At 63.6% G+C, this 24324-nt stretch carries 12 protein-coding genes, 1 tRNA gene and 1 riboswitch; of the genes, 7 read left to right on the plus strand and 6 right to left on the minus strand.

The window, feature by feature from the left end:
• Window positions 1–269 precede the first annotated feature (269 nt).
• The 6 genes from ACO056_RS11755 (at window position 270) to ACO056_RS11780 (ending at window position 16096) form a co-directional block, all read left to right on the plus strand.
• Window positions 270–2057 carry a ShlB/FhaC/HecB family hemolysin secretion/activation protein gene (locus tag ACO056_RS11755; protein WP_421846915.1) on the plus strand — a complete coding sequence of 596 codons (1788 nt, stop codon included), beginning with the start codon at window positions 270–272 and terminating at the stop codon, window positions 2055–2057.
• The gene (locus tag ACO056_RS11760; protein ID WP_421846917.1) at window positions 2057–10399 is read left to right on the plus strand and encodes a beta strand repeat-containing protein; all 8343 of its coding nucleotides are present in this window, start codon (window positions 2057–2059) and stop codon (window positions 10397–10399) included. Before ACO056_RS11755 ends, ACO056_RS11760 begins: the two co-directional genes overlap by 1 nt.
• Entirely contained in the window at window positions 10396–13470 is a 3075-nt protein-coding gene (locus ACO056_RS11765) for a CHAT domain-containing protein (protein WP_421846919.1), read from the plus strand. Before ACO056_RS11760 ends, ACO056_RS11765 begins: the two co-directional genes overlap by 4 nt.
• Window positions 13471–13637: 167 nt before the next feature.
• Window positions 13638–13739: riboswitch (glycine riboswitch) on the plus strand.
• Window positions 13740–13937: 198 nt separating this feature from the next.
• Window positions 13938–15191 (plus strand): D-amino acid dehydrogenase, encoded by a 1254-nt coding sequence (locus tag ACO056_RS11770; protein ID WP_421846921.1) that lies wholly within the window; start codon window positions 13938–13940, stop codon window positions 15189–15191.
• A gap of 116 nt (window positions 15192–15307) precedes the next feature.
• A complete protein-coding gene (locus tag ACO056_RS11775; protein WP_421846923.1) occupies window positions 15308–15631 on the plus strand; it encodes a PilZ domain-containing protein in 324 nt (107 codons plus the stop codon).
• 156 nt (window positions 15632–15787) lie between these two features.
• Window positions 15788–16096 (plus strand): hypothetical protein, encoded by a 309-nt coding sequence (locus ACO056_RS11780; RefSeq protein ID WP_421846925.1) that lies wholly within the window; start codon window positions 15788–15790, stop codon window positions 16094–16096.
• 306 nt (window positions 16097–16402) lie between these two features.
• Here the strand turns inward: ACO056_RS11780 and ACO056_RS11785 are convergent.
• The 3 genes from ACO056_RS11785 to ACO056_RS11795 form a co-directional block, all read right to left on the minus strand.
• Window positions 16403–17553 (minus strand): IS3 family transposase gene (locus ACO056_RS11785; RefSeq protein WP_421846432.1). Its coding sequence is split into 2 segments (ribosomal slippage): window positions 16403–17301 and window positions 17301–17553, totalling 1152 coding nucleotides; the frame shifts between segments, so codons are not numbered across the junction.
• Window positions 17554–18033: 480 nt separating this feature from the next.
• Window positions 18034–18108, minus strand: a tRNA-Asn gene (locus ACO056_RS11790).
• A gap of 89 nt (window positions 18109–18197) precedes the next feature.
• Window positions 18198–18977: an NAD kinase gene (locus tag ACO056_RS11795; RefSeq protein ID WP_421846927.1), complete on the minus strand. Its 780-nt coding sequence runs from the start codon at window positions 18975–18977 to the stop codon at window positions 18198–18200.
• Window positions 18978–19113: 136 nt separating this feature from the next.
• On the opposite strand from ACO056_RS11795, the gene ACO056_RS11800 reads away from it, so the two are divergent.
• On the plus strand, window positions 19114–20430 hold the full coding sequence (locus ACO056_RS11800) for an EAL domain-containing protein (RefSeq protein WP_421846929.1): 1317 nt from the start codon (window positions 19114–19116) through the stop codon (window positions 20428–20430).
• A gap of 235 nt (window positions 20431–20665) precedes the next feature.
• On the opposite strand, the gene ACO056_RS11805 is transcribed toward ACO056_RS11800, so the two are convergent.
• The 3 genes from ACO056_RS11805 to ACO056_RS11815 all read right to left on the minus strand — a co-directional run bounded on the left by ACO056_RS11805 (window position 20666) and on the right by ACO056_RS11815 (window position 24207).
• A complete protein-coding gene (locus ACO056_RS11805; RefSeq protein ID WP_421846931.1) occupies window positions 20666–21805 on the minus strand; it encodes a patatin-like phospholipase family protein in 1140 nt (379 codons plus the stop codon).
• Window positions 21806–22348: 543 nt separating this feature from the next.
• Window positions 22349–23083 (minus strand): hypothetical protein, encoded by a 735-nt coding sequence (locus ACO056_RS11810; protein WP_421846933.1) that lies wholly within the window; start codon window positions 23081–23083, stop codon window positions 22349–22351.
• Complete coding sequence (locus ACO056_RS11815; protein ID WP_421846935.1) at window positions 23080–24207, minus strand: AAA family ATPase; 1128 nt, start codon at window positions 24205–24207, stop codon at window positions 23080–23082. Before ACO056_RS11815 ends, ACO056_RS11810 begins: the two co-directional genes overlap by 4 nt.
• Between the last annotated feature and the right edge of the window lie 117 nt (window positions 24208–24324).

The raw sequence follows: 24324 nt of genomic DNA on the forward strand, positions 1-24324 counted from the left end.
AATTTTCCTGAGGGCTACACCTCAGGAAAATGTTACGTTTTGTTGCTCGAATGAGTTCCGCTTGCGTTAAGCGGAGGTTGATGAACGGCGTGCCGAGTCGATTCCATCAACGTGCCGAATTGGCGCAGGATTGGGTAATTGCGTTGAAAAACAAGCAGAATTTCTTGCCTTAATCGCGTTTGACACGGGGTCTTGGCGCTTGCTACCCCCGACTTAATTATAGAAACGGGTCCGCAACGAGCGCAGAAGTGCAGATAAGGGCCTCGGCAATGTGGGAGGGTTACAGCACCAGCAGATGGAGGGCATTTCCTGCCCTTAACCGCTGGCTTGCGTTTGCCCTTTTTCTGGCGTCCTCCCCGCTGGTTTTCGCGCCGGTCCCGGCGGCATTCGGACAAGTCAGCACGCCCTCGATTGCAGGGCCGAGCCGTGACGAGCTGGGCGGTATAACGCGCGCGCCGGCAGTCCAGCCGCCGCGCCTTTCGGTTTCCGGTGGCATCGAACGGTCGGGCTGTCCGCTTGCCGATCCCCAGTTCGCCGCCATCACGACCACCATCACCTCGGTTACCTTCAAGGGCCTCAAAGGCGCAACCGCGGCCGAACTCGAAGCGGCATGGAAACCGCTGGCGGGAACGCCGCAGCCAATTTCCGTGCTTTGCGAAATCCGCGATGCGGCAGCGACGATCCTGCGGGGCAAGGGCTATCTTGCCGCGGTGCAGGTCCCGGTCCAGCGGATCGAAAACGGCCAGGTGCGCATGGAAGTGCTCTATGCCCGGATCACCACGATCCGCGCGCGGGGCGAGACGCGCGGTGCCGAGCGCAAGTTGCTGGCCTATCTCGGCCGGTTGACCCAGGACGAGATCTTCGACCGGAACAAGGCCGAACGCTATTTGCTGCTCGCGCGCGATCTGCCCGGGTACAATGTGCAGCTCACCTTGCGCCCGGCGGGCACGGCACCCGGCGATCTGATTGGCGAAGTAACCGTTCTCCGGCAGGCCCTTACGGCTGACTTTTCAGTCCAGAACCTCTCATCTGCCGCGACAGGGCGATGGGGCGGCCAGCTGCGCGTGCAGGCCTTCGGCATAACCGGCGCAGGCGATGCCACCACGCTGTCGTACTATTCAACTTCCGATTTTCGTGAGCAGCGCATTCTGCAGGCCAGTCACGAGTTCCGCCCCGGCAATCAGGGGCTCCTCGTCGGTGCGTCCTTCACTTATGCCTGGACGCGGCCTGATCTCGGGCAGGCGACCGGCGGTGCCCCGCTTGATGCGCGGACACTGCTCGCCAGTCTCTATGCCCGCTATCCGCTGGTGCGTTCGCAGGCGGGGAATATCTGGCTAGGCGGCGGGTTTGATCTGCTCAATCAGGACACCACACTGATCCTTCCGCTCAGCCGGGATCGGTTGCGAGTGCTCTGGGCACGGCTCGAATTCGACCGCGTGGACCTGACCCGGGCCGAACCGGCGTGGCGGCTCGATGGTTCGCTCGAAGTGCGGCAAGGGCTTGCGGGGTTGGGGGCAACGGCTTCCTGCCTTGGCGCAGCGTGCGGCACGAGGGTCCCGACCAGCCGTTATGACGCGAGCCCTGCCGCGACGGTGCTGCGCGGCGAGTTTGAATATGAACGGGCGCTCGGACGGTTCTCGCTCGCGGTACATCCGCGCGGGCAATACGCCTTCCGCAAGGTGCTGGGCTTCGAGGCGTTCGTGCCGGGGAACTACACCGTCGGGCGCGGCTACGATCCGGGGGCAATCACCGGCGACAGCGGCTTCGGCGTATCGACGGAACTGCGCGGGCCGCATGTGCCGATCGGGCACGGTAATGGGCCGGTTGTGCAGCCCTTCGTCTTCGCAGATGCAGCCTGGGCGTGGGACCGCGGTGCAGGCAAGGCCCAGCGCCTGAGCTCACTCGGCGGCGGGCTCAGAGCCGATCTTGGCACCCGCTTCCGGCTCGATGCCAGCCTCGCCGTCCCGCTTGATCGGGCCGGGTTCGCCGGTCGCAGACCCGCTCCGCGCGTGCTTGTCTCGCTCACTACACGCCTCTTTCCGTGGGCAGGCCGCTGATGCGTAGAAGCTTTGCCAGCGCCCCTTCGCTGTTTGCCATGGCGGCGATGCTGATTGCCCCGGCGATCACCACGCGCGCGCAGTCATTCAACGCGACGGGCACGATCGTTGCCGGTGTCGGCGTGATCTCGACTGGCGCAGGCACGACGACGGTCACGGCAAATGCACCAAATCTGGTGATCAACTGGTCACCCACAGACACCGCCATTGGCGGCGGCGCCATCGACTTCCAGACTGCCGGCACGAGCGCCTTGTTTACCAACGGCGATTCGACCGTGCTGAATGTGCTGAACCGGATCATCCCGACCGATGTGGCGCGCCCCATCGTGTTCAACGGCACGGTCACTTCGCAGCTGATCAATCTCGCCACGGGCGTGGCCAGCCGCGGCGGCACTTTGTTCTTCTACAGTCCAGGCGGCATCCTCGTATCGCCGACCGGGGTGTTCAATGTCGGCAATCTCGCGCTGACAGCCTCTGATCTGAGCTTTGATGCATCCACCGGCAGCTTCGGAACAGCGAACCAATACAGCTTCTTGCCGGCCAATGCTGGCAGCAGTGTTGAAGTCCAGAAGGGCGCGCGGATCACGGCAGGGCCGACCAACGCCTATGTCGCCCTGATCGCGCCCAAAGTAATCAACTCGGGCACGATCAACGTCGATGGTTCGGCGGTAATCGTTGCGGCCGATGCCTCGACCATCACGTTCCAGCCTGACGGGCTCTACGATATCAAGATCGATCAGGGCACGAGCGCTGCAGGCGAGGTCGTCACCAATGACGGCACGATTACCGGCCCTGCCGCCGGGATCAGCGCGGCACACCGGGTCTACGTGGTCGCCGTGCCCAAGAACGATGCGATCACCATGGCGATCAAATCGGGCAGCGCGCTTGGCTTCGACGTGGCCGGGGCCGCCAATGTCGATGGCAACGCGATTGTGCTTTCTGCCGGATACGGCATCACCGGCGGGGTGATCGACACGGTGCGCGCGAAAGTAGGCGGAGCCGTTCCCTCCGCGCTTACGATCGGCGCGATCGCTGCGACCTCACAAGTTACCGGCCAGGCGACTGGTCAGGCGTCGCTCACGGTCGGGACCGGCGAGACGGCAACATTCAATTCCAATCTCTACCTTTCTGGCGTGCGCGATCCTGCTGCAGTACCCGATGACGGCGCCTTCATCTCGGTCGGCGGGATTGGCTCGTCGCTGGATGTGACGGGTGATCTGAAGGTCACCGCGCTTGATGCTGGTCTGGTCGCCGGGGCCTTGTCGAGCGACAGCGGCAATGCGAGCGTCACGGTCGATCAGGGCAAGCTCACGGTCGGCGGCTCCGCCACGATCAGCAGCGCCCGTGCCCCCAGAGTAGGGGTCGATGCCCAAGCCGGGGCGGCCACGCTGACCACCCGGAATGGTGCCGTTGTCGATGTCGGAGCCGATCTGAACCTCACCGCGAGCGGCCTCGGCAAAAGCCTCGACGCAGCCTCGGTGTCTGGGCCCAATGCGGCGACCGGCGGCACGGCTCAGCTCTCGCTCGAAAGCGCCTCGAGTGTGACCGTGGGCCGTGCCCTCGTGCTCGATGCCTCGGGCACCGGTGGTTCCGCTGCCCAGGACGGCTTTGTCGGCTCTAACGGGTCTGGCGGGCAGGCGCTCATCGTAGGCAAGGCCAATGGCGGCACGCTCAGCGTGACGGGTGCGACCACGCTCGATGCCAGCGGGAATGGCGGCCAGGGCCAGCGCTGCATTTCCTGCACGGTCGAGGGCGGCACCGGCAAGGGCGGCAGCGCGCAGATTATCACCGGCAAGGGCGTCACATTCAGTTTCGGCAATGCCGTTACCGTCGACGGCTCAGGGCAGGGCGGCGCGGCAACGACTGACTCCGGCAAGGACGGCGGCGCAGGGCAGGGCGGCAGCGCCGTCGTCGGTTCGGCGGGTGGGACGGCTACTTTCGCGCAAACCCTCGACGTTCTGGCCGATGGCCGCGGCGGCGCCGGCGCGTTTCTCGATGCGGCCAGTTCGGGTTCCACCGGTTCGGGCGGCACGGGCGGTAGCGGCACCGGCGGCACGGCAAGCCTCTCCGCTGGCGACGCTGCGACGCTCGGCGGCGGTGGCAGCGCCCAGATCACCGGGGCGGCCACGGTGTCTGCCATTGGCGTTGGTGGAGACGGCGGCACCGGCGGCGCGGGCGCTGGCGGCTCCGCAGCATTGACGGCGCGCAATGGCAGCACCACCGGGACCGGCCTGACCATCAGGGCTTACGGCGATGGCGGGGCGGGCTCCAACGGCGGCAAAGGCGGCGCCGGGACGGGCGGCAATGCCGATGTGATTTCCTATAGTGCGCTCGAGGGCAATGCCACGGTGACCTTCGGCGACACGGTTGTCGATGCGCAGGGTACCGGCGGGGCGGGCGCAGCGCCCGATCTGTTCCCCGATGCAGGCGGCGCAGGCGGCAACGGTACGGGTGGGCGGGCCCGGATTCTGGCCGAAGCGGGCAATGCAAATCTTACCCTCGCGAGCGCCAAAGTGAACGCGAGCGGCAACGGCGGCCTTGGTGGTACAGGCGGAGGCGCGTTCAGCAGCGGTACGGGCGGTATCGGCGGAGCGGGCGGCGACGGTGTTGGCGGCTCTGCCACGCTGGGCGTGGTTGCGGGCGGAGCGGCAGGTCTTCCGCTCGGCGCTGCAAACCTTGGCACCACAGACGTGCTGGCCAACGGGGTCGGCGGAGTTGGTGGTGCCGGCGGTACCGGCATTCCGGCAGCCCTGGATGGCAATGGCGGCAAGGGGGCCGGCGGAACTGCAACGCTCACGGCCGAAGCCGGGGTTCTCAATCTCACCAAAACCACGCTCGTGCAGGCCGCAGGGACCGGCGGCAGCAGCGGAACCGGCACCGGAGGCAGTGCCGAAGTCGGCGGTGCCGGCGGAGCTGCCGATTTGCGCGGGGTCCGTTTTGTGGTCGGCACCGGACAAGTCACCGGTCCGTCGATCACGCTCAATGCCAATGCCGCCGGGGGCAAGGGTGCTACTGCCGGCACCGCGACCATTCTCGGCCACCCGCTGACCTGGCTGCTGAATGGCGGCTCGATCAATGGGGGAAGTCTCTCGTTCGCCACATCCGGTGTTGCGGCCGGGGATTCGCCAGCCTCGGTCATCGCGCTCGCTGGTGGCAATACGGTTCTGACGGGCGATTTCGGCTTCACTACGCCCGCAGACCTGACGGCCACGCTCGACGGCGCCAATGTTTCGGCAGTTTCCGCGACGATCTCGGCGGGGAACTGGCTGCCCGGCGCGGTACCGGCCGGAACAGCTGGCACGCTGTTCGGCACGACTTCGGTATCACTGACGACCGGTGGCGACCTCTTCGCACATATGTCGGTGAATAGCGGCGCCGCGCTTACCCTTACGGCTCCGGGCCTGGTGCGGCTCGACAATCTTATCTCGGCGGTGGGCGTCGGGGTAACCGCGGGCACGACCGTTTCGTTGGGCAATGTTCAGGCTGGCGGCGATCTGACAGTGGGCGCGCCGGGCACGATCACCGTCGGCGATCTGACTGCGGTTGGCTCCGTCTCGGTCAATTCTGCCGCGGCATTGACGACAGGAGCGGCAAGCGCAGGCCAGAAGGTTACGCTTGACGGCACGACGTCGCTGGCGGTTGGCGGCGCGGTTCAGGCCGGTGACAGCGTGCAGCTTGTGTCGGACGGGACCATCGGCGCGGGAGCCATCTCCGCGGGGCTGGTGAGCCCTTCGGCGCTTCCGGGCGCAACTTACGGGATCACCGTGTTCGGCCGCGGCGCAGTGACGCTCGGCAATCTCGCCGCTGCGGGCGATCTCGTGCTGCTGTCACCGATCTCGATTGCGAGTGGCTCGCTTGCCGGGCGCGAGATGGCGGTTCTTTCGCCGACGCAATCGCTCGGCGCGATCACCGCGCAAGGCCGGATCCTGCTGGCCGACTTCGAAATGTTCGGGTTCGGCGGCGATCCGCTCGGTGCCTACAATCTCGATGCTGTGCTGACTGCGGCGCCGCTTGCCGCCGGAGGACCGATCAGCGTTTCGGGCCCTGCAAATGTTGGCGCGCTTACGGCGGTCTCTACGGGTGATGTCACGGTCAAGAACGTCATCGCTGTCACGGCGCTGACAGCAAGTGGCTCAGTCAACCTGAACGCGGGCGGAGCGCTTGCTGCCGGTGTGATCGGCGCGGACAATCTGATTGATCTGCAAGCCGGTACGACTCTCGATCTGACGTCGGCAAACGGGGCCAACGGCATCTCGCTTGGCGCAACTGGCGCAATCACCTCCGGCAATCTGACCGCGAACAATGGCAGCGTCCTGGTGACCGCAGGCGGCGCCGCTTCGCTGGGCGATGTGTTTGCGCAAGCGCCCGTTTCCGGCCCGCTTCTTCGCGTTACGGCCGGCGGCGCGCTTAGCCTGGGCAAGGGCACCGCGTTCGGCGGTGATCTCATCCTTGTCGGGGCTGGCTCGATCACGACCGGCAATCTCGAAACGGACCTTAACGGACGGATCAGCCTGAACTCGGCAGGCGCGATGAACATTGGAACGCTCTTTTCGGGCACCGATATCGCATTGAATGCCGGCGGTGCGCTGTCCGCTGGCGGCCTGTTTGCCCAGATCGGTGTATCTGTCATTGGGTCGGGCAATGTTGCGGTCGGCAAGGTTTCTACGGGCACTGGTGACGTGAGCGTCAAGGCGGCGACCGACCTGACCACCGGCGATGTCTCAACTTTTGACGGGATCGCGCTCACAGCAACAGCCGGTAAAGTCAGCACCGGTAACCTCACTTCCGGTAACGGCTCAGTGGCAATCACGGCGAGTGGATCGGTTCTGGGCGGGAACGTCTCGGCCGCGAACGGTATCGCTGTCTCGGCGGGGACCGGTCTCACGCTTGCCTCTGCCAGCACGTCCGGAGGTGATCTCCTGCTCAACGCTGGCGGCGATATCGTAACGGCCAACCTGGGTACGAGTGGCGGCATTCTGACGGTGAAGGCGGGCGGCGCAGCGACACTTGGCGCGATCGCAGCGCTTGGTGTGGCCGGCGGCATCGGGCTTGACCTGTCCAGCGGCGGTGCCCTCAGCCTTGGCAGCGCGACAGTCGATACCGGTGATATGCGCCTGAAGAGCGGCGGCACCTTGAAAGCTGCAAGCCTCACGGCGCAGACCGGCGCCCTGTCGGTCACCTCCGGTGGAAATGCGGCGCTGACCGGGGTTGCGACTGCGGGCGGCGGCGATGCGGTGTTCAGCGCTACCGGTACGCTCGCGGTGGGCGATATCAACGCCACCGGGCAGATCTCGCTCACCGCGACCGGCGCGATCAGTGGCGGCTCGCTGAAGGCAGACGGCTCCCTTTCCCTCAAGGGCGCATCGATAACGCTTGCCGCTCTCGGTGGCAGCTCGGTGACGGCAAATGCGGACACCACGCTCAGCGCGAATGCGGTAACCGCGACTGCGGGCGATGCGGTGTTTGGCGCTGCTGGAAACCTTTCACTTGGCGCCGTCACGGCGGGCGGCAAGGTGCTGCTGACCAGCACGGGCGGGGGCATCGGCACTGGCGATCTGACGGCGACCGCAGGCACGGTGAGCCTCACCGCAAAGACGTCCGGCTTGGCGGGCGTGGTGACCGCCGCAAACGGGATCGCGCTGGCTGCAGGCACCAGCCTCAAGCTTGCGAGTGCGACGAGTGCAGCGGGCGACATTTCGCTCGGGGCCGGGTCCGATCTGACCTCTGGCGCAGTGTCGGCCACAACCGGGCGGATCATCGCGGCCGCCAACGGTGCGGCGAGCCTGGGCAATCTGTCGGCGGCGGGAGTACCCGGTGCGAGCGGGCTCAAGGTTACGGCAGGCACGACGCTTGCGCTGGGTAATGCGAGCGTGTCGGCAGGCACACTCGATGTATCGAGCACTGGCGCCCTGACTGCGGGCAATCTCAGCGCCAATGAAGGTGTGATCGTGACTGGCCTCGCCGCTGTCACCGTCGGCAACGTGCAAACGGCGGGCGGCAATGCAGCGCTCAGCGCGGGCGGAGACCTTGCTGCTGGATCGGTCACCGCGCCAGGCTTTGTCACGCTAACGAGCACGTCTGGCGGTCTCAGGGCCGGTGCGCTGACATCGGCCGCTGCGGATATCACGGCCACATCCGCGGGTGCCATGAACATTGTCTCCGCCAGTTCGGAAGGCACGCTAAACCTCAGCAGCGGCGGCCTGCTGACGGCGGGTGATCTTTCCGGAATTGGCGGCGTAGCGGTAACCGGGCTCGGTGCGGTCACGACAGGACTTGCGAGCTCGGCCGGCGGCAATGTCGTGATGAGCGGGGTGGGTGACCTCGTGTCGGGTGCCGTGACGGCAGACGGCACGGTCACTTTGTCGAGCAGCGGCGGTGCACTGTCCGCCGGGGATGTCACGGCAACGGGCGGCACGGTCAGCCTTTCTGCCAAGACTGCCGCAACGGCCGGCAAGGTCCTTGCCGCAAGCACTGTCTCCGCGAACGCGGGCGGTAAGCTCGCGCTTGGCAACGTCAGCGGCACGGCGGTTACGTTTGCGGCAGGCGGCACACTGGGCTTCGGCAATGTCACAGCCTCGACCGGGTCTGTCTTGATCGGGAGCGCCGGCGCGGTGACGGGCGGCGCGATCACGGCGGGTGACAGGATCGACCTGCGCAATACCGCGGGCGCGGTCGTGCTCGGCAATCTCGATGCGGCGAGCAACGTTGTGATCAGCGCCGCAAGCGATCTCACGACCGGGAATGTCAGCGCGGCCCGGACGACGGTCGAACTGCGCGCCAACGCGGGATCGCTCACGGTGGGCGCAATCACCGCCGCCACCGATACCGCGCTGATCGCAACGGGTGATCTCACGACAGGCGCGGTGAACGCGCGTGACATTCTGCTGCTTGCCGGTGGTTCGGTCCGCACGGCGAGCCTCGCCACGCAGGCGGGCCGCATCCTCGCGGCCAGCAACACGCTCGGCACCGCGGGCGGAGCGATCGGCGCTTACAACTTCGACGCAGTCTTTGCCCAGCCGCTGGTGGCCGCCGGAGGCGGGATCACCGTCAGCGGTCCGGTTAGTGCCGGTACGTTCACGGCCGCCGTTACCGGCGATGCCACTACGCAGGGCATCACCGCCGTGCGCAGCATCTTCGTCGATGCCGGCGGCACCGCTTCGCTTGGCGGCGTGTGGCGTTCTCCCACGATCGAGCTGCGCGCCAACGACCTTGTCATGCCAGTGGGCGCCGGGCTCAATGCGGGGCTGACCGGCACCATCACGCTCGTCTCGCGCAATGCGGCGGGGCTGCGGATCGGCGACGGGCTTGATGGAAGCGTTGTCCCGACCAGCGGCTTCTCGCTCGACAACGGCGAATGGAGCCGGATCAACAGCGGCTCGCTCAGCGTGTTCGGACAGGATGTGGCCGGAGCCGTCGATATCATCATCGGCAAGCTCGATGTGACCGGGCCCGATGCTGGCAGCACGATCGATGATCCGCTGGGCACGGTCCGCTTCAGCACCGGTACGGTCCTTGGCGGTGGATCCAGCGGAACGATCCGGGTGGCGGGAGCGCTCAGCGCAGTCGGCTTCCGGGCCAGCAACGCGCTCGTGTTCAACACCGGCCAGTTCCAGATCGCCTCTGATACCGGCAGCCTTGCGGTGCTTGGCAAGGGCGGCGCACCGACCGGCACGCTGCAGATCGACGCGCGCGATATCCATGTCGCGGCGGCACCGCTTCTGGCAAAACTGGCAATCGATCCCTTCTTCGCCGGGGTCGAACCGGCGCTCGACCGTGTGAGTGCTGGCAGCAATGGGCCGGTCCTACAGGCGGGCGCACTCGATTTCACGGTGGGGCGCAGCTTCTATATCCAGCGCAGCGGGAACGGTGTTGATCCGCTTGGCTTCGAGGAGCCGTTTGCCGGGTTCAAGGTGCGGCCCGCTGGGGCGACCCCGATTGCCGTGATCATCAACGGCACGTTCCGCACCGCAGGCGGATTGATCGGCGGATCAAAGGCGTGGCTGCAATTCAAGCAGAGCGGTATCGATCGCTCCGGTTTCACCGCGAACAGCCGGCTCAACGGCTGCCTGCTGACCGCGGATCTTTGCGGGATCACCCTGATCAAAGGCGAACCCGATCCCGGCATCCGCACGGTTATCGATGGGGTGGACAAGCCGGTGATCGGCGAAACGCCCCGCGATCCGGACAAGCGCAAGCTGCCGAGCCAGAACGCGATCCAGCCGCCGCCGCTCCTGCTTCCGGTTCAGCCCGATGGGCTGCCCGGCCAGATCGACGAGCCGATCGCCGGTAGCGGCAATCCCGCATTGAGCGGCGGGGCCTTGCTGGAAGGTGCCCGGCCATGATGCGCGCTGTCGGTCTCCTCGCAGCTCTGGCGGCGCTGGCAAGCGCCATTGCGCCCACCGATCTCGCGGCGCGGCCGGTGCCGATATCGGTACGAAGCAACTTTCGGCTTGGCTCGGCAGGTGTGGTCTGCACCGCGCAGGTTGCGCCCCGCGATCCGCGCCTTGGCGGCATGTTCGACCGTGGCTACACCATTTCCTGCCGCGACGCTGCGGGAGCGGTGGGCACCCTGGTTGCAGTCCGTCACGCGCTTCCCATCGATGCAGAGCCGGTAGCCGGGGTTCCAGCCTCCGCCGGTATGCAGCGGGCCTGCGGCGGCCCAGGCCGTATAGCGATCGAAGCACTTGGCGAAGCTGACGCGATGATTTGCCGCGATCCCGCGAGCGGGCTCGATTATCGGCGCTATGCGTTGACGAGGGGCGATACCCGCTACTTCGTCGAAGGCCTCGCCGCCTACGATGCCGCGCTGCGCCTTGCTCTGGCCAGCGTGGTGCTGAACCAGCCGATTCAAGGCGAGATCAAGGTCGCCACCACCGAAGTGACCGACGCAGCCGCCTTCGCGCGCCTCCAGGCAGGGCTGCTCGATCCGCTCGGAGTTCGCGGGGAAGGCTACTTGCGCAACAACGGCAGCAGTTTTGCCGAATCCGCCGCATTCTTCGAAGTGCTTGCCGAAAAGGCGCGGAGCCAGTCCGGCGAGCAGGCCGATATGGCCGAAGCCCTTGCCAACGAGGGACTCCAGCAATCGAACCTCGGCAATTTCGATACTGCAGCGCGTCTCTTCGCGGAAAGCACAGCGGCGCAGTTGGCTGGTGACGGCCTCGCCCAGCGTCTGCTGCGCAACTATCGCGCGCTCGATCAGCTCAACCAGCGTCGCCCTGATGAAGCGGTGGCCGAACTGGCGAGGGCAGTCGATCCGGTGAATGCCGTGTTCGACAAGGCCAGGCTCGCAGACGGGGTGATCAATCTGCCGCTGGCTGAAGCGATCAACCGCGAGAATTCCGCGACCCGGCGCATGGGTACCCCCGATCCTTCGCTGACCCGCGGCGAGAAGGCGGAAATCCTCGATGCTCAGGCCCTCGCGATTGGCGCCACTGCTGCGCGGATGGTCGGCCGCACCGATGATGCCGTCGCGGGCTTTACCAAGGCGCGCGAACGGCTTGCAACTGTGCGCGGCGGGCAGGTGGGTTCGATTGTCTGGCTATCTGCCGAAATCGAGATCGAGCTTGCCCGGATTGCCGCGGCGGCCGGGCGCAAGGGCGAGGCGGAAGCCGGCTTCAACCGCGCGATTGCCGCTCTTGAAGCAGCCTATCCGGCATCGCCTGCCGTGCTTTCCGCCAAGGCCCGCAAGGCCGCGTTCCTGCTAGCGGCTGGTGATCGCGATGGGGCCGAGAAACTCTTTGCCGCCGTGGTCGATGATAGCGCGGCCATCCCGGATAGCGGCACCACGCTGAGGGATCTGCTCGCACCTTATTTCACCTTGCTGGCGGGTGAGGGCAGCGATCCCGCCACCCGCACCGCCGCTGCCTTTGCCGCTGCGCAAGTGTTGGAACGGCCGGGTGTCGCGCAGACGCAGGCCATCCTCGCGCGGCAATTGGCAGAGGGCAACGACGCCGCCGCCGCGCTGTTCCGACTTTCGTTGGCGCGCAGCCGCGATATCGTGCGCGCGGAAGGCGAAGTTGCCCGGTTGGGCTCGCTTCCCGATCCGAGTGCCACCGAAACCACCGAACTGGCCGCGCAGCAGGATGCCCTGACCGGCCTGCGCCGCGAGCAGACCGAGATCCTCGCAAAGCTGGCCGCCTATCCGCGTTACACGGCGCTAACCCCCAAGCGCGTCGCGCTGGCCGAGATGCAGGCCGCGCTGAAATCGGGCGAGGCCTATTACAAGCTCGTCGCCGTGGGGCAGGATATCTACGGCCTTTATGCGACGTCGACCTCGGCGCGCCTGTTCGCCGTCCCGCTTTCACGCAGCGAACTCGCGCGCGAGGTCCAGAAGATCCGCAGCAGCATCGTCACCATCGAAAACGGCAAGGCGGTCAACCGGCCCTTCGATCTTGATCGTTCGCGCGCGCTCTACAAGGCGCTGTTCGGCCCGGTAGACGCCGAACTGGCCGGCGTTCACCACCTCGTGTTCGAGCCTGACGCCGCGATGCTCCAATTGCCGCCCGCCGTTCTGGTGACGGCCGATGCAGGGATTGCGGCCTACAAGGCCCGCACGGTCGATATCGATGCCGATGCCTTCGATTTTACCGGGATTGCCTGGCTCGGCCGCGCGCGGGCCATTTCGATCGCGACAAGTGCGCGTGCTTTCCTCGATCTCAGGGCGCTGGCCCCATCGTCGGCGCGGCGGCCCTATCTCGGGCTCGGCAACAATGCCGTCCCGCAGCAACGACCGATCGCCGCCGTGGCTGACAGCTGTGACTGGCCGCTTGCCGTGTGGCAGCATCCGGTAAAACCCGATGAACTGCTTTTCGCGGCAAAGACGCTCGGCAGCACCAGCGTGGTGAAGACGGGCGCAAGTTTCACCGACACTGGCCTCCTCGCCGACCCGTCGCTCGACCAGTATCGCGTCCTCCATTTCGCCACCCACGGCCTCGTTTCGGCGCCGCGCAAGGATTGCCCGGCTCGGCCCGCGCTGGTGACGAGCTTTGCCGCCAAGGGTTCGGACGGATTGCTCAGTTTCCGGGAGATCTTCGATCTCAAGCTCGATGCCGATCTGGTGATCCTCTCCGCCTGTGATACGGCAGGCATGGCGACCGTGGCGGCAAGCCGCGAGGCAGGGGTGACCACGGGCGGCAACTATGCGCTGGACGGCCTTGTACGCGCTTTCACCGGGGCGGGGGCACGTGCTGTCATCGCCAGCCACTGGCCGGTTCCCGATGAATTCGATGCCACACGCCGTTTGATCGGCGGCCTGATCACCGGCAAGCCCGGCGAATCGGTTGGCGACGCGCTCGCGGGGGCAGAGGCCAAGCTGATGGATGATCCGCAGACCTCGCACCCGTTCTACTGGGCGGCGTTCGTCGTCGTCGGAGACGCCGCAAAGCCGGCCGTCATGGCAGCAGCGCAGCACTGATCGGTAAACCGGGCATAACGGGTCCGGGGGCTGGACCTGTTCTTTTCGCTAGTGCACAATAAGGTTGTGAGATAGGCCCATGCCTGCGAGTCATGACCACTCGCAAGACGGGATCGGTTCTGGCCCCACTGGCCATCAGATAAGGAGAATGCCGCAACCATTGTCTTGATGACCGCATGGGAGAGTCCGGATGAAACCAAGGTTTCGATCCGGCGCCGACGGAGCAACCCCCCAGGAAACTCTCAGGCACCAGGAACCGTGTGGTCTTGACACTCTGGAGAGTGATGGCGCGGCACCCCGCGGCCATCCGCCGACGGAGAAAGCCGTAGGGTAGGGTCATCCGCGCAGGCAGGTGATACCGAAGCGGTCAAGCTCTCAGGCACAAGCGACAGAGATGGGGAAATGAACGCCGAGCTGGCCCGCAGGGGCTGGCTGACCATCATTTCACACATCGAGGAGCACAGCTCATGTCGCATTTTGCGGTTATCGGCGCCGGTATCACCGGCATTACAACGGCCTACGCGCTGCTTGAGCGCGGGCATTCCGTCACAGTCATCGATCGTCAGCCGCTACCGGCCATGGAAACCTCGTTCGCCAATGGCGGGCAGCTTTCGGCCAGCAATGCCGAAGTCTGGAATTCCGTTGGCACCGTGTTCAAGGGTCTGCGCTGGATGGCCCGCCGCGATGCCCCCTTGCTCTTCAATCCGCGGCCGGGCTGGCACAAGTTTTCGTGGATTGCCGAGTTTCTCGGCGCGATCCCGAAGCACGATGTCAACACCATGGAAACCGTCCGGCTTGCAATCGAGGCGCGCAAGTACCTCTTCGGCATCGCCGAACGCGAGGGTATCGACTTCGACTGCGAGAAGCGCGGCATCCTTCACATCTACCGCAATGCCGAGAGTTTCGCAGCTGCAGCAAAGACCAACGATCTGGTGCGCGCGGGCGGGCTCGACCGCTTTCAGGTCAGCACCGAAGAAATGCGCCGGATCGATCCCACGGTGACCGGCGATTACTGCGGCGGGTATTACACGCCGTCAGATGCCACGGGCGACATCTGCAAGTTCACCCGCGGGCTTGCCGCCGCATGCGAGCGGAAGGGCGCCGTGCTGCAGCTTGACCGCGCCGTTCAGGCGATTGCCGTGCACGAGCGGGGTGTCACCATTCGCACCGCCAGCCTTAGCGACGCGCGGATCGAGGACGTGGGGCACTTCGATGGCCTGGTCATCTGCGCCGGGGTGGGCAGCCGCCGCCTTGCCGCGATGGTGGGAGACAGGGTCAATGTCTATCCGGTCAAGGGCTACTCGATCACGGTGATGATGCGCGACGAAGCGAGCCAGGCCGCTGCGCCGTGGGTCAGCCTGCTCGATGAGGATGCCAAGATCGTCACCTCGCGGCTCGGCAAGGATCGCTTCCGGGTAGCCGGTACCGCAGAGTTCAACGGTGAGAACCGCGACATCCGTGCCGACCGCATTGCGCCGCTGATCCAGTGGGTGCGCCAGCTCTTCCCGGGTGTCAGCGTGGGTGAAGTTCTGCCCTGGGCGGGCCTCAGGCCCATGCTGCCCGACATGATGCCCCGCGTCGGCGCAGGACGGCGTTCGCGGGTGTTCTACAATACGGGCCATGGCCATCTCGGCTGGACGCTGAGCGCGGTCACGGCGCAAATGGTTGCAGCCTCGATCGACCAGTCGCTTGAGACCGAGGCCCCGCTCCGCGTGGCGTAAATAGGTACTAACGCGCATAGGCAGCCCGGTTGCCCCGCTTGGCTAAAAGGCGGGGTTACCGGGCCGTTCTTCTTTCCGGGCAGCGATCATCCGATCCTGCGCAGGGAACAGACGCCATGCTGGTCAAGCAAGCTCCTGGAAACGAGGCCAACCCGTGGGGCGCTGCGCCGCGCGGCCCGCTGATCTCCGCGACTTACCGCCGCGGGGTGCTCCGCGCAAAAGCGACCTTGAGCGAACTCACCTGCCGTTCGGCACGGATCGATTCGATGGAGACGCTGAAGCCGGGCATGCTGGTGTGGCTCACGCTGCCGGGGATCGAGGCGCGGCCTGCCATCGTCGACTGGACCAGCGGCTTTACCGCCGCTCTGCGCTTCGAAGCGCCGCTGCATCCGGCCGTCCTCGACGCAATCCTCGACGGGCGGATCGGCTCGGTCCACTAAGCTTCTGAGGTAGCTGGAGGGGGTGGCTCCCTGAGGAGGATCAATAGCCACGGCCCCTTGAGGAGGCCAGCAGCCAAAGCTTCCCCTTGGTGCATAAGAGTGCATCGACCTCCACCTATAGCCACAAGATCTTGTGGGGAAGAATGTGGAGCTTTTATGGGCAGGTTGACAGTCTCGCAGGTTTGTAGCGCCAAACCCGGCATTGGTCCGGACGGGAAGCCCCGCAAGCAGGTGCTGGTTGACGTCGCTGAGCGCAATGCCTTTGCCAATGGCAATAGCCAGCTGGACCGAAATCCCTTGATGCTGCGCAAGCTGCTGACCCTTGCTGAGCCGAGGGAGAAGGCTGCAGCGCTACGCAAACTGGCGACGGCAGGCAGCAACCCCATTGCCGAGCGCGATCGAGAGCAGCCGAAGATACGGGATGGCGGGTGCTGCGCTTGGGGGGGAAATACCGGGCGAGGCTAATTCTCCAGACACCGCTGCGCGCTCTAACGCTGCAAAAAAGGCGCAATCATGGGGCGGCGTAGCAAAGTCTGCGCCGAAGTGATTGTGCAATTGCTCCTTGCCGCGCCGCGCTTGCCCAATTCGAGGACTGGGCGGAGGTGCAGCCAAAGGACTTTAAGCGCATCCTTTTCAAACAACGGTTGGCAAGGAAGAACACTGCCGTTCGACTCAGCCCTGCGTCAATGGCCGGTGCAAGTTTAATGGTGGGGCTTCCATAGGTCCGTGCACCTCAGAGGGCCGCTGACGTGCTCCCCTGATTGTTACCAGTCAGAGGTAGAGTCTCGCTCCTTCATGATGGGTGTTTGAGGGGATGGCAACGTGTCTGGGGGCATGCCCCCAGACACGTTGGCCGGCGATCTCGGCGGGGGTCTTCCCGCCCAGTTTGGAGTGTGGCCTGACCGTATTGTAATCGTGCCGCCAGGCAGCGAGCACGAACCGGGCATGAGCTAGCGAGGTAAACAGCGTCTCGTTGAGACATTCGTCGCGCAGGCGCCCGTTGAAGCTCTCGACGAAGCCGTTCTGCATCGGCTTGCCCGGCGCGATGTAGTGCCACTCGACCCGGCGCTCCTGCGACCAGCGCAGGATGGCCGACGAGGTCAGCTCGGTGCCATTGTCGCTGACCACCGTATGCGGCTTCCCCCGGATGCCCATCAGGCCGGTCAGTTCCCGGGCCACCCGTGCACCCGACAGTGATGTATCGGCCACCAGCGCCAGGCACTCGCGTGTGTAGTCATCGACCACGCACAGGATGCGGAAGCGCCGACCGCAGATCAGGCTGTCAGAGACGAAGTCGAGCGACCAGCGCTGGTTCGGGCCATCGGGCAACACCATTGGCCTGCGTGTGCCCAGAGCGCGCTTGCGCCCGCCACGACGGCGCACGCGCAGCCCTTCCTCCCGGTAGATGCGCAGCAGCTTCTTGTGATTGGGTGCGATGCCCTCCCGCGCCAGCAGATAGCCCAGGCGGCGATAGCCGAACCGGCGACGCTCCGCCGCCAGCTCGCGCAACCGTTGCCGCAGCGTGCCGTCATCCGGCCGTGTCGGCTCGTAACGGATCACCCTGCGGCTCACGCCAACCAATGCACACGCCCGACGCTCGCTCACCCCGTGATGCTCCCGGGCATGGGCGACGGCTTCCCGCTTGGCGCCGGGCGTTACCATTTTTTTGATGCCAGATCCTTCAACACGGCATTGTCGAGCATCGCCTCGGCCAAGAGCTTCTTCAGCCGGGAGTTCTCCTCCTCGAGCGTTCGCAACCGCCGGGCCTCGGACACCTCCAGCCCGCCGAACTTCGACTTCCACTTGTAGAACGTCGCCGAGCTGATCCCGTGGCGGCGGCAAACCTCCGCCGTCGGCAATCCGCCCTCCTGCTCCTTCAAGATCGCTATGATCTGCTCTTCGTTGAACCTGCTTCGCTTCATATCGTCCGACTCCTTGCGCCAGACTCTACCAAAAAGCGGTCACATTTCAGGGGAGCACGTCACGGAGCATCGAGAGGTGCTAGGCGACAATTATCCATTTTACGTTGAAGATCGCGGGAATCCGACAGCCTCTGCTGAACGTATCCTCCATGCTCTTGCCAGCGATGTTGATGCGCAGACATACACCTATGCCCGTGAACGTCTCGCACAGATGTCGGCCGAAAAGGTAGTCGAGCGGTACGCGGAGATATTCAAGGCGCTCGCCCGATAGCGTGCAATGCACGGCACAGTATCTCGACCATCCACGAGTTACTCGAGACCGTCTTTTGGCCGTGCATTCCGCCTGGAACGGTCGGCCTACCGTACGCGCCACCAAAACCTGTCTCTTGAGGCTATGGACCAGCAGTGGGGCAATTTGTCGGACACAAACATCCCAAAGGCGTTTGAGACTCTGAAAGTTAGCGCTTTTTTGGGTGAAAATGGCTCCCTGAGTAGGATTCGAACCTACGACCACTCGATTAACAGTCGAGAGCTCTACCGCTGAGCTATCAGGGACCAGGCCCGGTTGCCCGGGACAGGAGCGGGCTAATAGCAGGCGTTTCGGGTTTGGCAAGCGCCAGATTGCCCAAAAATCCACACCGAACTCACACCAGGAACTGCTCCGCGAAAATCCGCTCGTCGAGGCTCTTGCCTTTATCGAACAGCAGCGTCAGCCGGTGTTCGCGTGCGGCGCTTACGCGCACTTCGCTGATATCGCGAACTTCCTTCTGATCCGCCACGACGGAGACTGGACGCTTCTTCGCATCGAGCGAGCGGAACAGGATCTCGCAGCTTTCGGGCAGGATGGCGCCGCGCCAGCGGCGAGGGCGGAAGGGGCTGATCGGGGTGAGCGCCAGCATTGCGCTGCCCAGCGGCAGGATCGGCCCATTGGCGGAAAGGTTGTAGGCCGTCGAGCCTGCGGGCGTTGCCACCAACACCCCGTCGCACGAAAGCTCGGGCATGCGGACCTTGCCATTGACCGAGACCTCGAGCTTCGCCGTCTGGCGCGTTTCGCGCAGCAGCGAGACTTCGTTGATCGCCCAGGAGGAAAACTGTTCGCCGGTCTGCGTCACCGCTTCCATCCACAGCGGTGCCACCGCGACACCGCGCGCCTTGGCGACGCGTTCGGCGATGGGGCGGGTGGCTTTGTGGCGGTTCATCAGGAAGCCGACCGTTCCGAGATTGAGCCCGTAGGCGGGGATCACGCGGCCGGCATCGAGCATGTGGTGCAAGGTCTGCAGCATGAAGCCATCGCCGCCGAGCACGACGACGATCTCCGCCTCTTCCAGCGGAACCCAATCATATGAGGCTATCAGCGCGGCCTCTGCCTCCTGCGCGCGGTCGGTGGGGGAGGCGAGCAGTGCCAGCCGGGGGCTCTGGGGCATTGGTTAAAGCTCTCCTCGTGCACCGCGCTGCGATCAGCGTCTGCCGCGCACCTGATATGGAGCGACCCAAATCGGTGCAATGCCAAATGGCACAGGATGGGTGATTTCGCCGAACCAATCGCCTAAGACGGCGGCGATGACCAGCTCTGTGCTCCTTTCCGGCGATGATCGCGATGTCCTGACCGGCCTTCCCGGGCTTGAAAGTGCTGCTCTGTGGCTCGACGGGGCGGGCGATACCGGCTTCGTCCAGGCGATGATGGTAAGTCTTCAGCGGCTTCCTGCGGTAAACCTTGCCTATGGCATGGCGGGCGGGGACCGCGTGCTCGTCGAAGTCGCGCGGCGCCTCAGGGACTTCGTGGTGGACGAGCTCGGCCCGCAGGCGCTGGTGGCGCGTGCGGCGGGCGGCGCATTCATGGTCGCTTCCCGCGCGGCGCTGAGCCGGGAGCGCTGGCAGTGGCTTGCCGAAGCGCTCGGGCGGGCGATCGCGCGGCCGCTGGTAGTCGATGGCGAGCGGCTGAGCCTCGCACCGCGCATGGCGCTTCTGCGCGGCCGGCAGGGGGAGAGCGGCGCGGCGCTGCTGGACCGGCTCGAGCAGGTTTCGGGCGACCTGCAGCGGCGCAGCGGACGGCGCGTGCTCTGGGCTGACGGCAGCCATCCGGCGCGCGGCCGCAGCGCAGCAAGCCTCGAGGGCGATCTCCTCGGCGCGCTCCACCGGGACGAGATCACGGTACTGTTCCAGCCGCAGTTCCATGTCGGCACCGGCGCGCTCGCGGGGGCGGAGGCGCTGGCGCGGTGGGAGCACCCCAGCTTTGGCCGCATTTGCGCCGAAACGCTGTTTGCCGTGGCGGACCGGGGTGATCACGTCGCGCAGCTTTCGCGCCATATCGGCAAACGCGCACTGGGCATGGCATCAGCCTGGCCAGAGAATGCCGGGATGCCGCTCCGGCTTTCGCTCAACGTGACGGCGGAAGACTTCGCGGTGGGCGATTTTGCCGCAAGCCTCAAGGCGGTGCTGGAAGCGAGCGCATTTCCGGCCGAGCAGCTGACCATCGAGATCACCGAGCAGACGCTGATCACCGATTTCGAGGCCTGCGCCGCGGCGCTGCGCGAGCTTGCCACGCTTGGGGTTAGCGTTGCGCTGGATGATTTCGGCACCGGCTTTTCCAATTTCCGCGCACTGAAGGCCCTGCCGCTCGATGCGCTGAAGCTCGACCGCTCGCTGGTCTGCGATATCGAGCATGACGCGCGCGACCGGGCGATCCTTTCCGCAATGGTGGCAATGGCCCGCGCGCTGGAGCTGAAGGTGATCGCGGAAGGGGTGGAGACGGCGGAACAGCTGGCGATCCTCCAGAACGAAGGCTGCGACTTGTTCCAAGGCTTCCTGCGGTCCGGCCCGATCTCCGCCGAAGACTTCGAGGCACTGGCAACACGCGGCCCCGGCATCCCGATTTAGGACAAGTTGACACAGTTGACACAGTCCTGGGGAGAAACTCCCGGGCCCCTCCCACGCGCCCGGATTGCGCGAAAAATTTTCGCGTAGCCAAAGGGTTGAGCGGGATATGGGAGCATCTGGGCACGCTAACCCGGGTGGGCGCGTGTAGGACAGGGGTTTGTGCCATGTGTCTCGTAGAGACGCCCGCCGGGCCCTTCTCGGCGTGGATCTATCTGGGGCGGCCTGTGCGTCTGCGCTATTCGTCTTCAGCGGGCGGGCGCTTGGCCCAGAAGGTGCCCGTCTCGCCCAGCTTGAGGCCATAGGCGAAGAGGGTGCGCATCGTCTCTGTATCGAACAGGTTCTTTTCGGAGCGGGGATACTCCTTGTCGATGAAGCTGAGGTTGAAATCGACGCCGTGTTCCTTGGCGTAGAGGTAGCTGAGGTTCACCGTGCTCGCCATCGAGCGGCGCATGTTGAGCGTGATCGCCTGGCTGGCAATGGGCACGGTGCGCGGCTTCACGAGGTGGAATTCGCCGTTCAGCTTGTTGTTCACGATCATGTAGATGTGCAGGTGATTGAGCGCAGTGGGCAACTGGCCCGCGACGATCGCCTGATCGGGCAGGGTGAGGATCTGCGCGGTGGTGCCGCCATCGACATGCATCTCGCTGATCTCGCGGCCCTGCGCCCGGGCCTTGATCATGACCGGCGCGAAGAAGGCGGGAATGGCCGAAGAGGCGAGCAGCACCTGCCGGAACAGGGCATAGCGCCCCGGCGCAGTGCTGGCGGCAATCGCGCCCATGTTCCAGATGACCATGCGCTGCGCATCGAGATTGGCGGTGCCGACGAAGAGCCGCCGCCCGCGCGCGTGCTCCGCCGCGATGCGGTCGATCAGGGCATCGGTCATCACCACGCCGATCATCCGCGCGAGCGGTTTGGTGCTGGCGATGCTGGGCGAGAACGGGATGGCGAGGGGGAAGCGGTTCTTGTAGATGTTCTTCGCCGAGATCGTGGTGAAGAGCTTCTCCAGCGTGGCATCCTGATCAGGGCCGAGAAACGCGAAAGGCGCAATCAGCGCGCCGGTGCTGACGCCGGTGACGACAGCGAATTCAGGCCGCGTGCCGGACTTCGTCCAGCCCTCCAGCAGCCCCGCACCATAAGCCCCGTTGTCCGATCCGCCCGACAGCGCGAGCATCGAGCGATCGCCGCCCGCCCCGGCATAAGCCGGCGCCATGAGCCGCGCGGCCCCCGGCGCATCGGCCCAGAAGCGCGCGCCGGGCATGCCGGGAATTGTCGCCTCGGTCTGCTGGGTTTCATTGAAGGGTTCGCGGTGGATCGTGGCGCAGCCAGCAAGCGCGAGAGTGGCTGCGAGGAGTGCTATCCTGATGCGTGCGGGCAAGAGTGGTTCTCCGTTCAGCTGCGGCGCTTAGCACAGCGGGGCAGGATCGGAGCATGCAATCGCGTTGGCGTGGTTGGAGGGGGGGGCTGCGCTTCTGCCGGGTTGTTGCGCGGGGTGGGGCATATGCGGATTTATTGAAGTGTCACCGTAATCGATCGCCGAACCCAAACCCCGTCCATGCTGAGCTTGTCGAAGCACCGTTCTTCGTCTTTTCGGGCAAGTGCCACGCAAAAGAAGAAAAGGACAGTCCTTCGACAAGCTCAGGATGAACGGGTTTGGAGTGAGCGCTTTGTTCCCATTCGGCGCACTGATTTCGGGAAACCATGGCTGAAGGACCGTATCCTTTAGCGTTTGCCGATGGAGGCGCGCACGGCTTGGAAGGAGAGACCGCGTGAGAGATCGGCGCGGTAAGCATCGTAGGCGGGGGCGGCTTGCTGGTGCAACAATCCTCCAGCGCGCGCTCGCGCGCACCGAGGGAGTTGGCTTTGGGGATTGTTGCACCTGTCACCGTAACCCACTGTCACCGTAACCCAAGTGACTTAATCATAAATGGCTGGCTAACCATTCTCTAATCCGATTCATCCAAACTCCTCCAGCTACAGCGCCATGCTCCATTAACGAGCGAACACTATGTTTTGGAACGCGATTAGGAGCAGACAGTTGCATGACTAGCAATGCCATCAAGGACTTCCCGCGTAATAAACGAGTGTAATTACCCGATATTAAAGAAAAATTTTGTTCGTAAGCATTAACGTTTGGCGGATACAATTTATCTGCCTCGTCGGTTGCATTGTCAGGAAGAATGGCGCGCGGGTGAACAGAAAGCGCTACTTCTTCGCCGTCAAGCTTTCTGGTTAAATTTGAGGCGTACCACTCGAGAAATTGCTCTAGATTAGACCTAAACTTTCTTCTTTCGCCAGCAGTCAAAAGGCGCTCAAGGTTTCCGTCGCGATATAGGTCGTTTTCAATGGAATATCCGTCTGTGAAAAGAAGGCGGCAATGTGAGTAGGTTTCTGGAACGCCAGTATAGACCCATAAATCCTGATCAACTAGAAACAGTACGACGACAGTATCTGGTAATTCATGCCGTCTATCAAAAATTTCCAAAACCGGCGCTCTTCCTCCGAGCGGCAATACGCTTAGGCCTTGATCAAAAAACTCATCTTCAAACCTGCGTAGAACTGCAATATCGTCGATCCCCTCAGCGAGTAGGGTTGGATCACACGAATGTTGTAATGTCCCAATGACTTCGTCAACTGTTGGCCGCGGGGCACTCACACTTCTAACTCCAAGTCCCCTCGATCGTGAGAGATCGGTATCTCTTTATCAGGATACTTAGTGTAAATGAAGGGGGAGTGGGTCGCAATTATAAATTGATTGCTAGATTGCTGTCTTTGCAGCGTTAGGAACAAATTTCGTTGCCAGTCTACGTGTAGGCTTAATTCGGGTTCGTCAATAAAGATGGTGCACTCGCTGTTTAGCCCGTTGTATGATAAAAAGCTCAGCATCTGCTTTTCGCCGGCTGAAAGTAAATCTGAATTAATGGCTTGTGCGGCGTCGCCAAAACTAAGTCTGCCGAACTTTATTCCTTTGTGTCGAAATATTTTTCGAACAACTCTTTGAACTTCCCCAATGGGGCGCATTACCTGAGTTCTACTTTCCTCAACGTTTTCAATTCTTTGACGAATTGACTTTAGCACGTCATCAGCATTTCGGTCGCCATCATCTCCTTCACCAGTTTGTTGGAAACTGGTAATTGTTTCGATAATTTCCGATGACATAGCTGCTCTGAGCTGATCTGACTCTTCAGACAAGTCGGTGTACGTTTTTTGTAACAGATTTACTATGTCTACAGTGGAAATTGCGGCGATGAATCGATGTGACCCGTTGCTTAGTTTTGCTGAAAGATCGTTCAGCGCCTCTTCTACTGGACCTGCCTTTGCCGTCCGTCTGGCAAAAACGCTAAGGTTATTTGAAAGTGAATTCATGGTGAAACCACCCTCGATCCGCCTAAATGTCGGGAAAAATACTGACTTACCGGTGGGTATTAGAATTTCCGCAGCTGCATCTTCGGCGTTACGATAGACATTTCCGTCGTCATCTTCGATATCTTCGAACTCAATTGTTTCATTTGAGTTTTTAAATTCAACCTTGCACGTTGCTCTTGAAAGCCGGTAAACTGTGCAAGTATATTCGTTCGTTGTAAGGGCAGCCTTTTGAAATTCGACCTCCCTCAGTGCCTCGAGAATATTTCCACTTTGAATATACCACATTAATTTCATAATACTTGTCTTACCGGCCCCATTTCGCCCCGTTAGGATGTTAAGGTCGGGATGAAATTCCAAGGAAATGACTTTGTCATTTCCGAGAAAGCCGGTTACCTCGAATTTTTCGATCCACATTATTCAACTCCATGTGGTTTCGGCGGTGCAAATCTTGTGTCAGCGTGGTTGGAATGGTATGTGAAAGCCGGAACCGTATTTAGGTGAGTGGTATCAGGGATGCGGTGACAGGTGTGA

Origin of the sequence: Novosphingobium sp. (assembly GCF_965228995.1) — a bacterium.
Classification (GTDB): Bacteria; Pseudomonadota; Alphaproteobacteria; order Sphingomonadales; family Sphingomonadaceae; genus Novosphingobium.

What these genes read in the sequence shown, in the direction of transcription:
- ACO056_RS11800 (WP_421846929.1), top strand. Translation starts at nt 19,114, where the DNA reads ATGACCAGCTCTGTGCTCCTTTCCGGCGATGATCGCGATGTCCTGACC.
- ACO056_RS11815 (WP_421846935.1), bottom strand. Translation starts at nt 24,207, where the DNA reads ATGTGGATCGAAAAATTCGAGGTAACCGGCTTTCTCGGAAATGACAAA.
- ACO056_RS11770 (WP_421846921.1), top strand. Translation starts at nt 13,938, where the DNA reads ATGTCGCATTTTGCGGTTATCGGCGCCGGTATCACCGGCATTACAACG.
- ACO056_RS11780 (WP_421846925.1), top strand. Translation starts at nt 15,788, where the DNA reads ATGGGCAGGTTGACAGTCTCGCAGGTTTGTAGCGCCAAACCCGGCATT.
- ACO056_RS11775 (WP_421846923.1), top strand. Translation starts at nt 15,308, where the DNA reads ATGCTGGTCAAGCAAGCTCCTGGAAACGAGGCCAACCCGTGGGGCGCT.
- ACO056_RS11755 (WP_421846915.1), top strand. Translation starts at nt 270, where the DNA reads ATGTGGGAGGGTTACAGCACCAGCAGATGGAGGGCATTTCCTGCCCTT.
- ACO056_RS11760 (WP_421846917.1), top strand. Translation starts at nt 2,057, where the DNA reads ATGCGTAGAAGCTTTGCCAGCGCCCCTTCGCTGTTTGCCATGGCGGCG.
- ACO056_RS11765 (WP_421846919.1), top strand. Translation starts at nt 10,396, where the DNA reads ATGATGCGCGCTGTCGGTCTCCTCGCAGCTCTGGCGGCGCTGGCAAGC.
- ACO056_RS11795 (WP_421846927.1), bottom strand. Translation starts at nt 18,977, where the DNA reads ATGCCCCAGAGCCCCCGGCTGGCACTGCTCGCCTCCCCCACCGACCGC.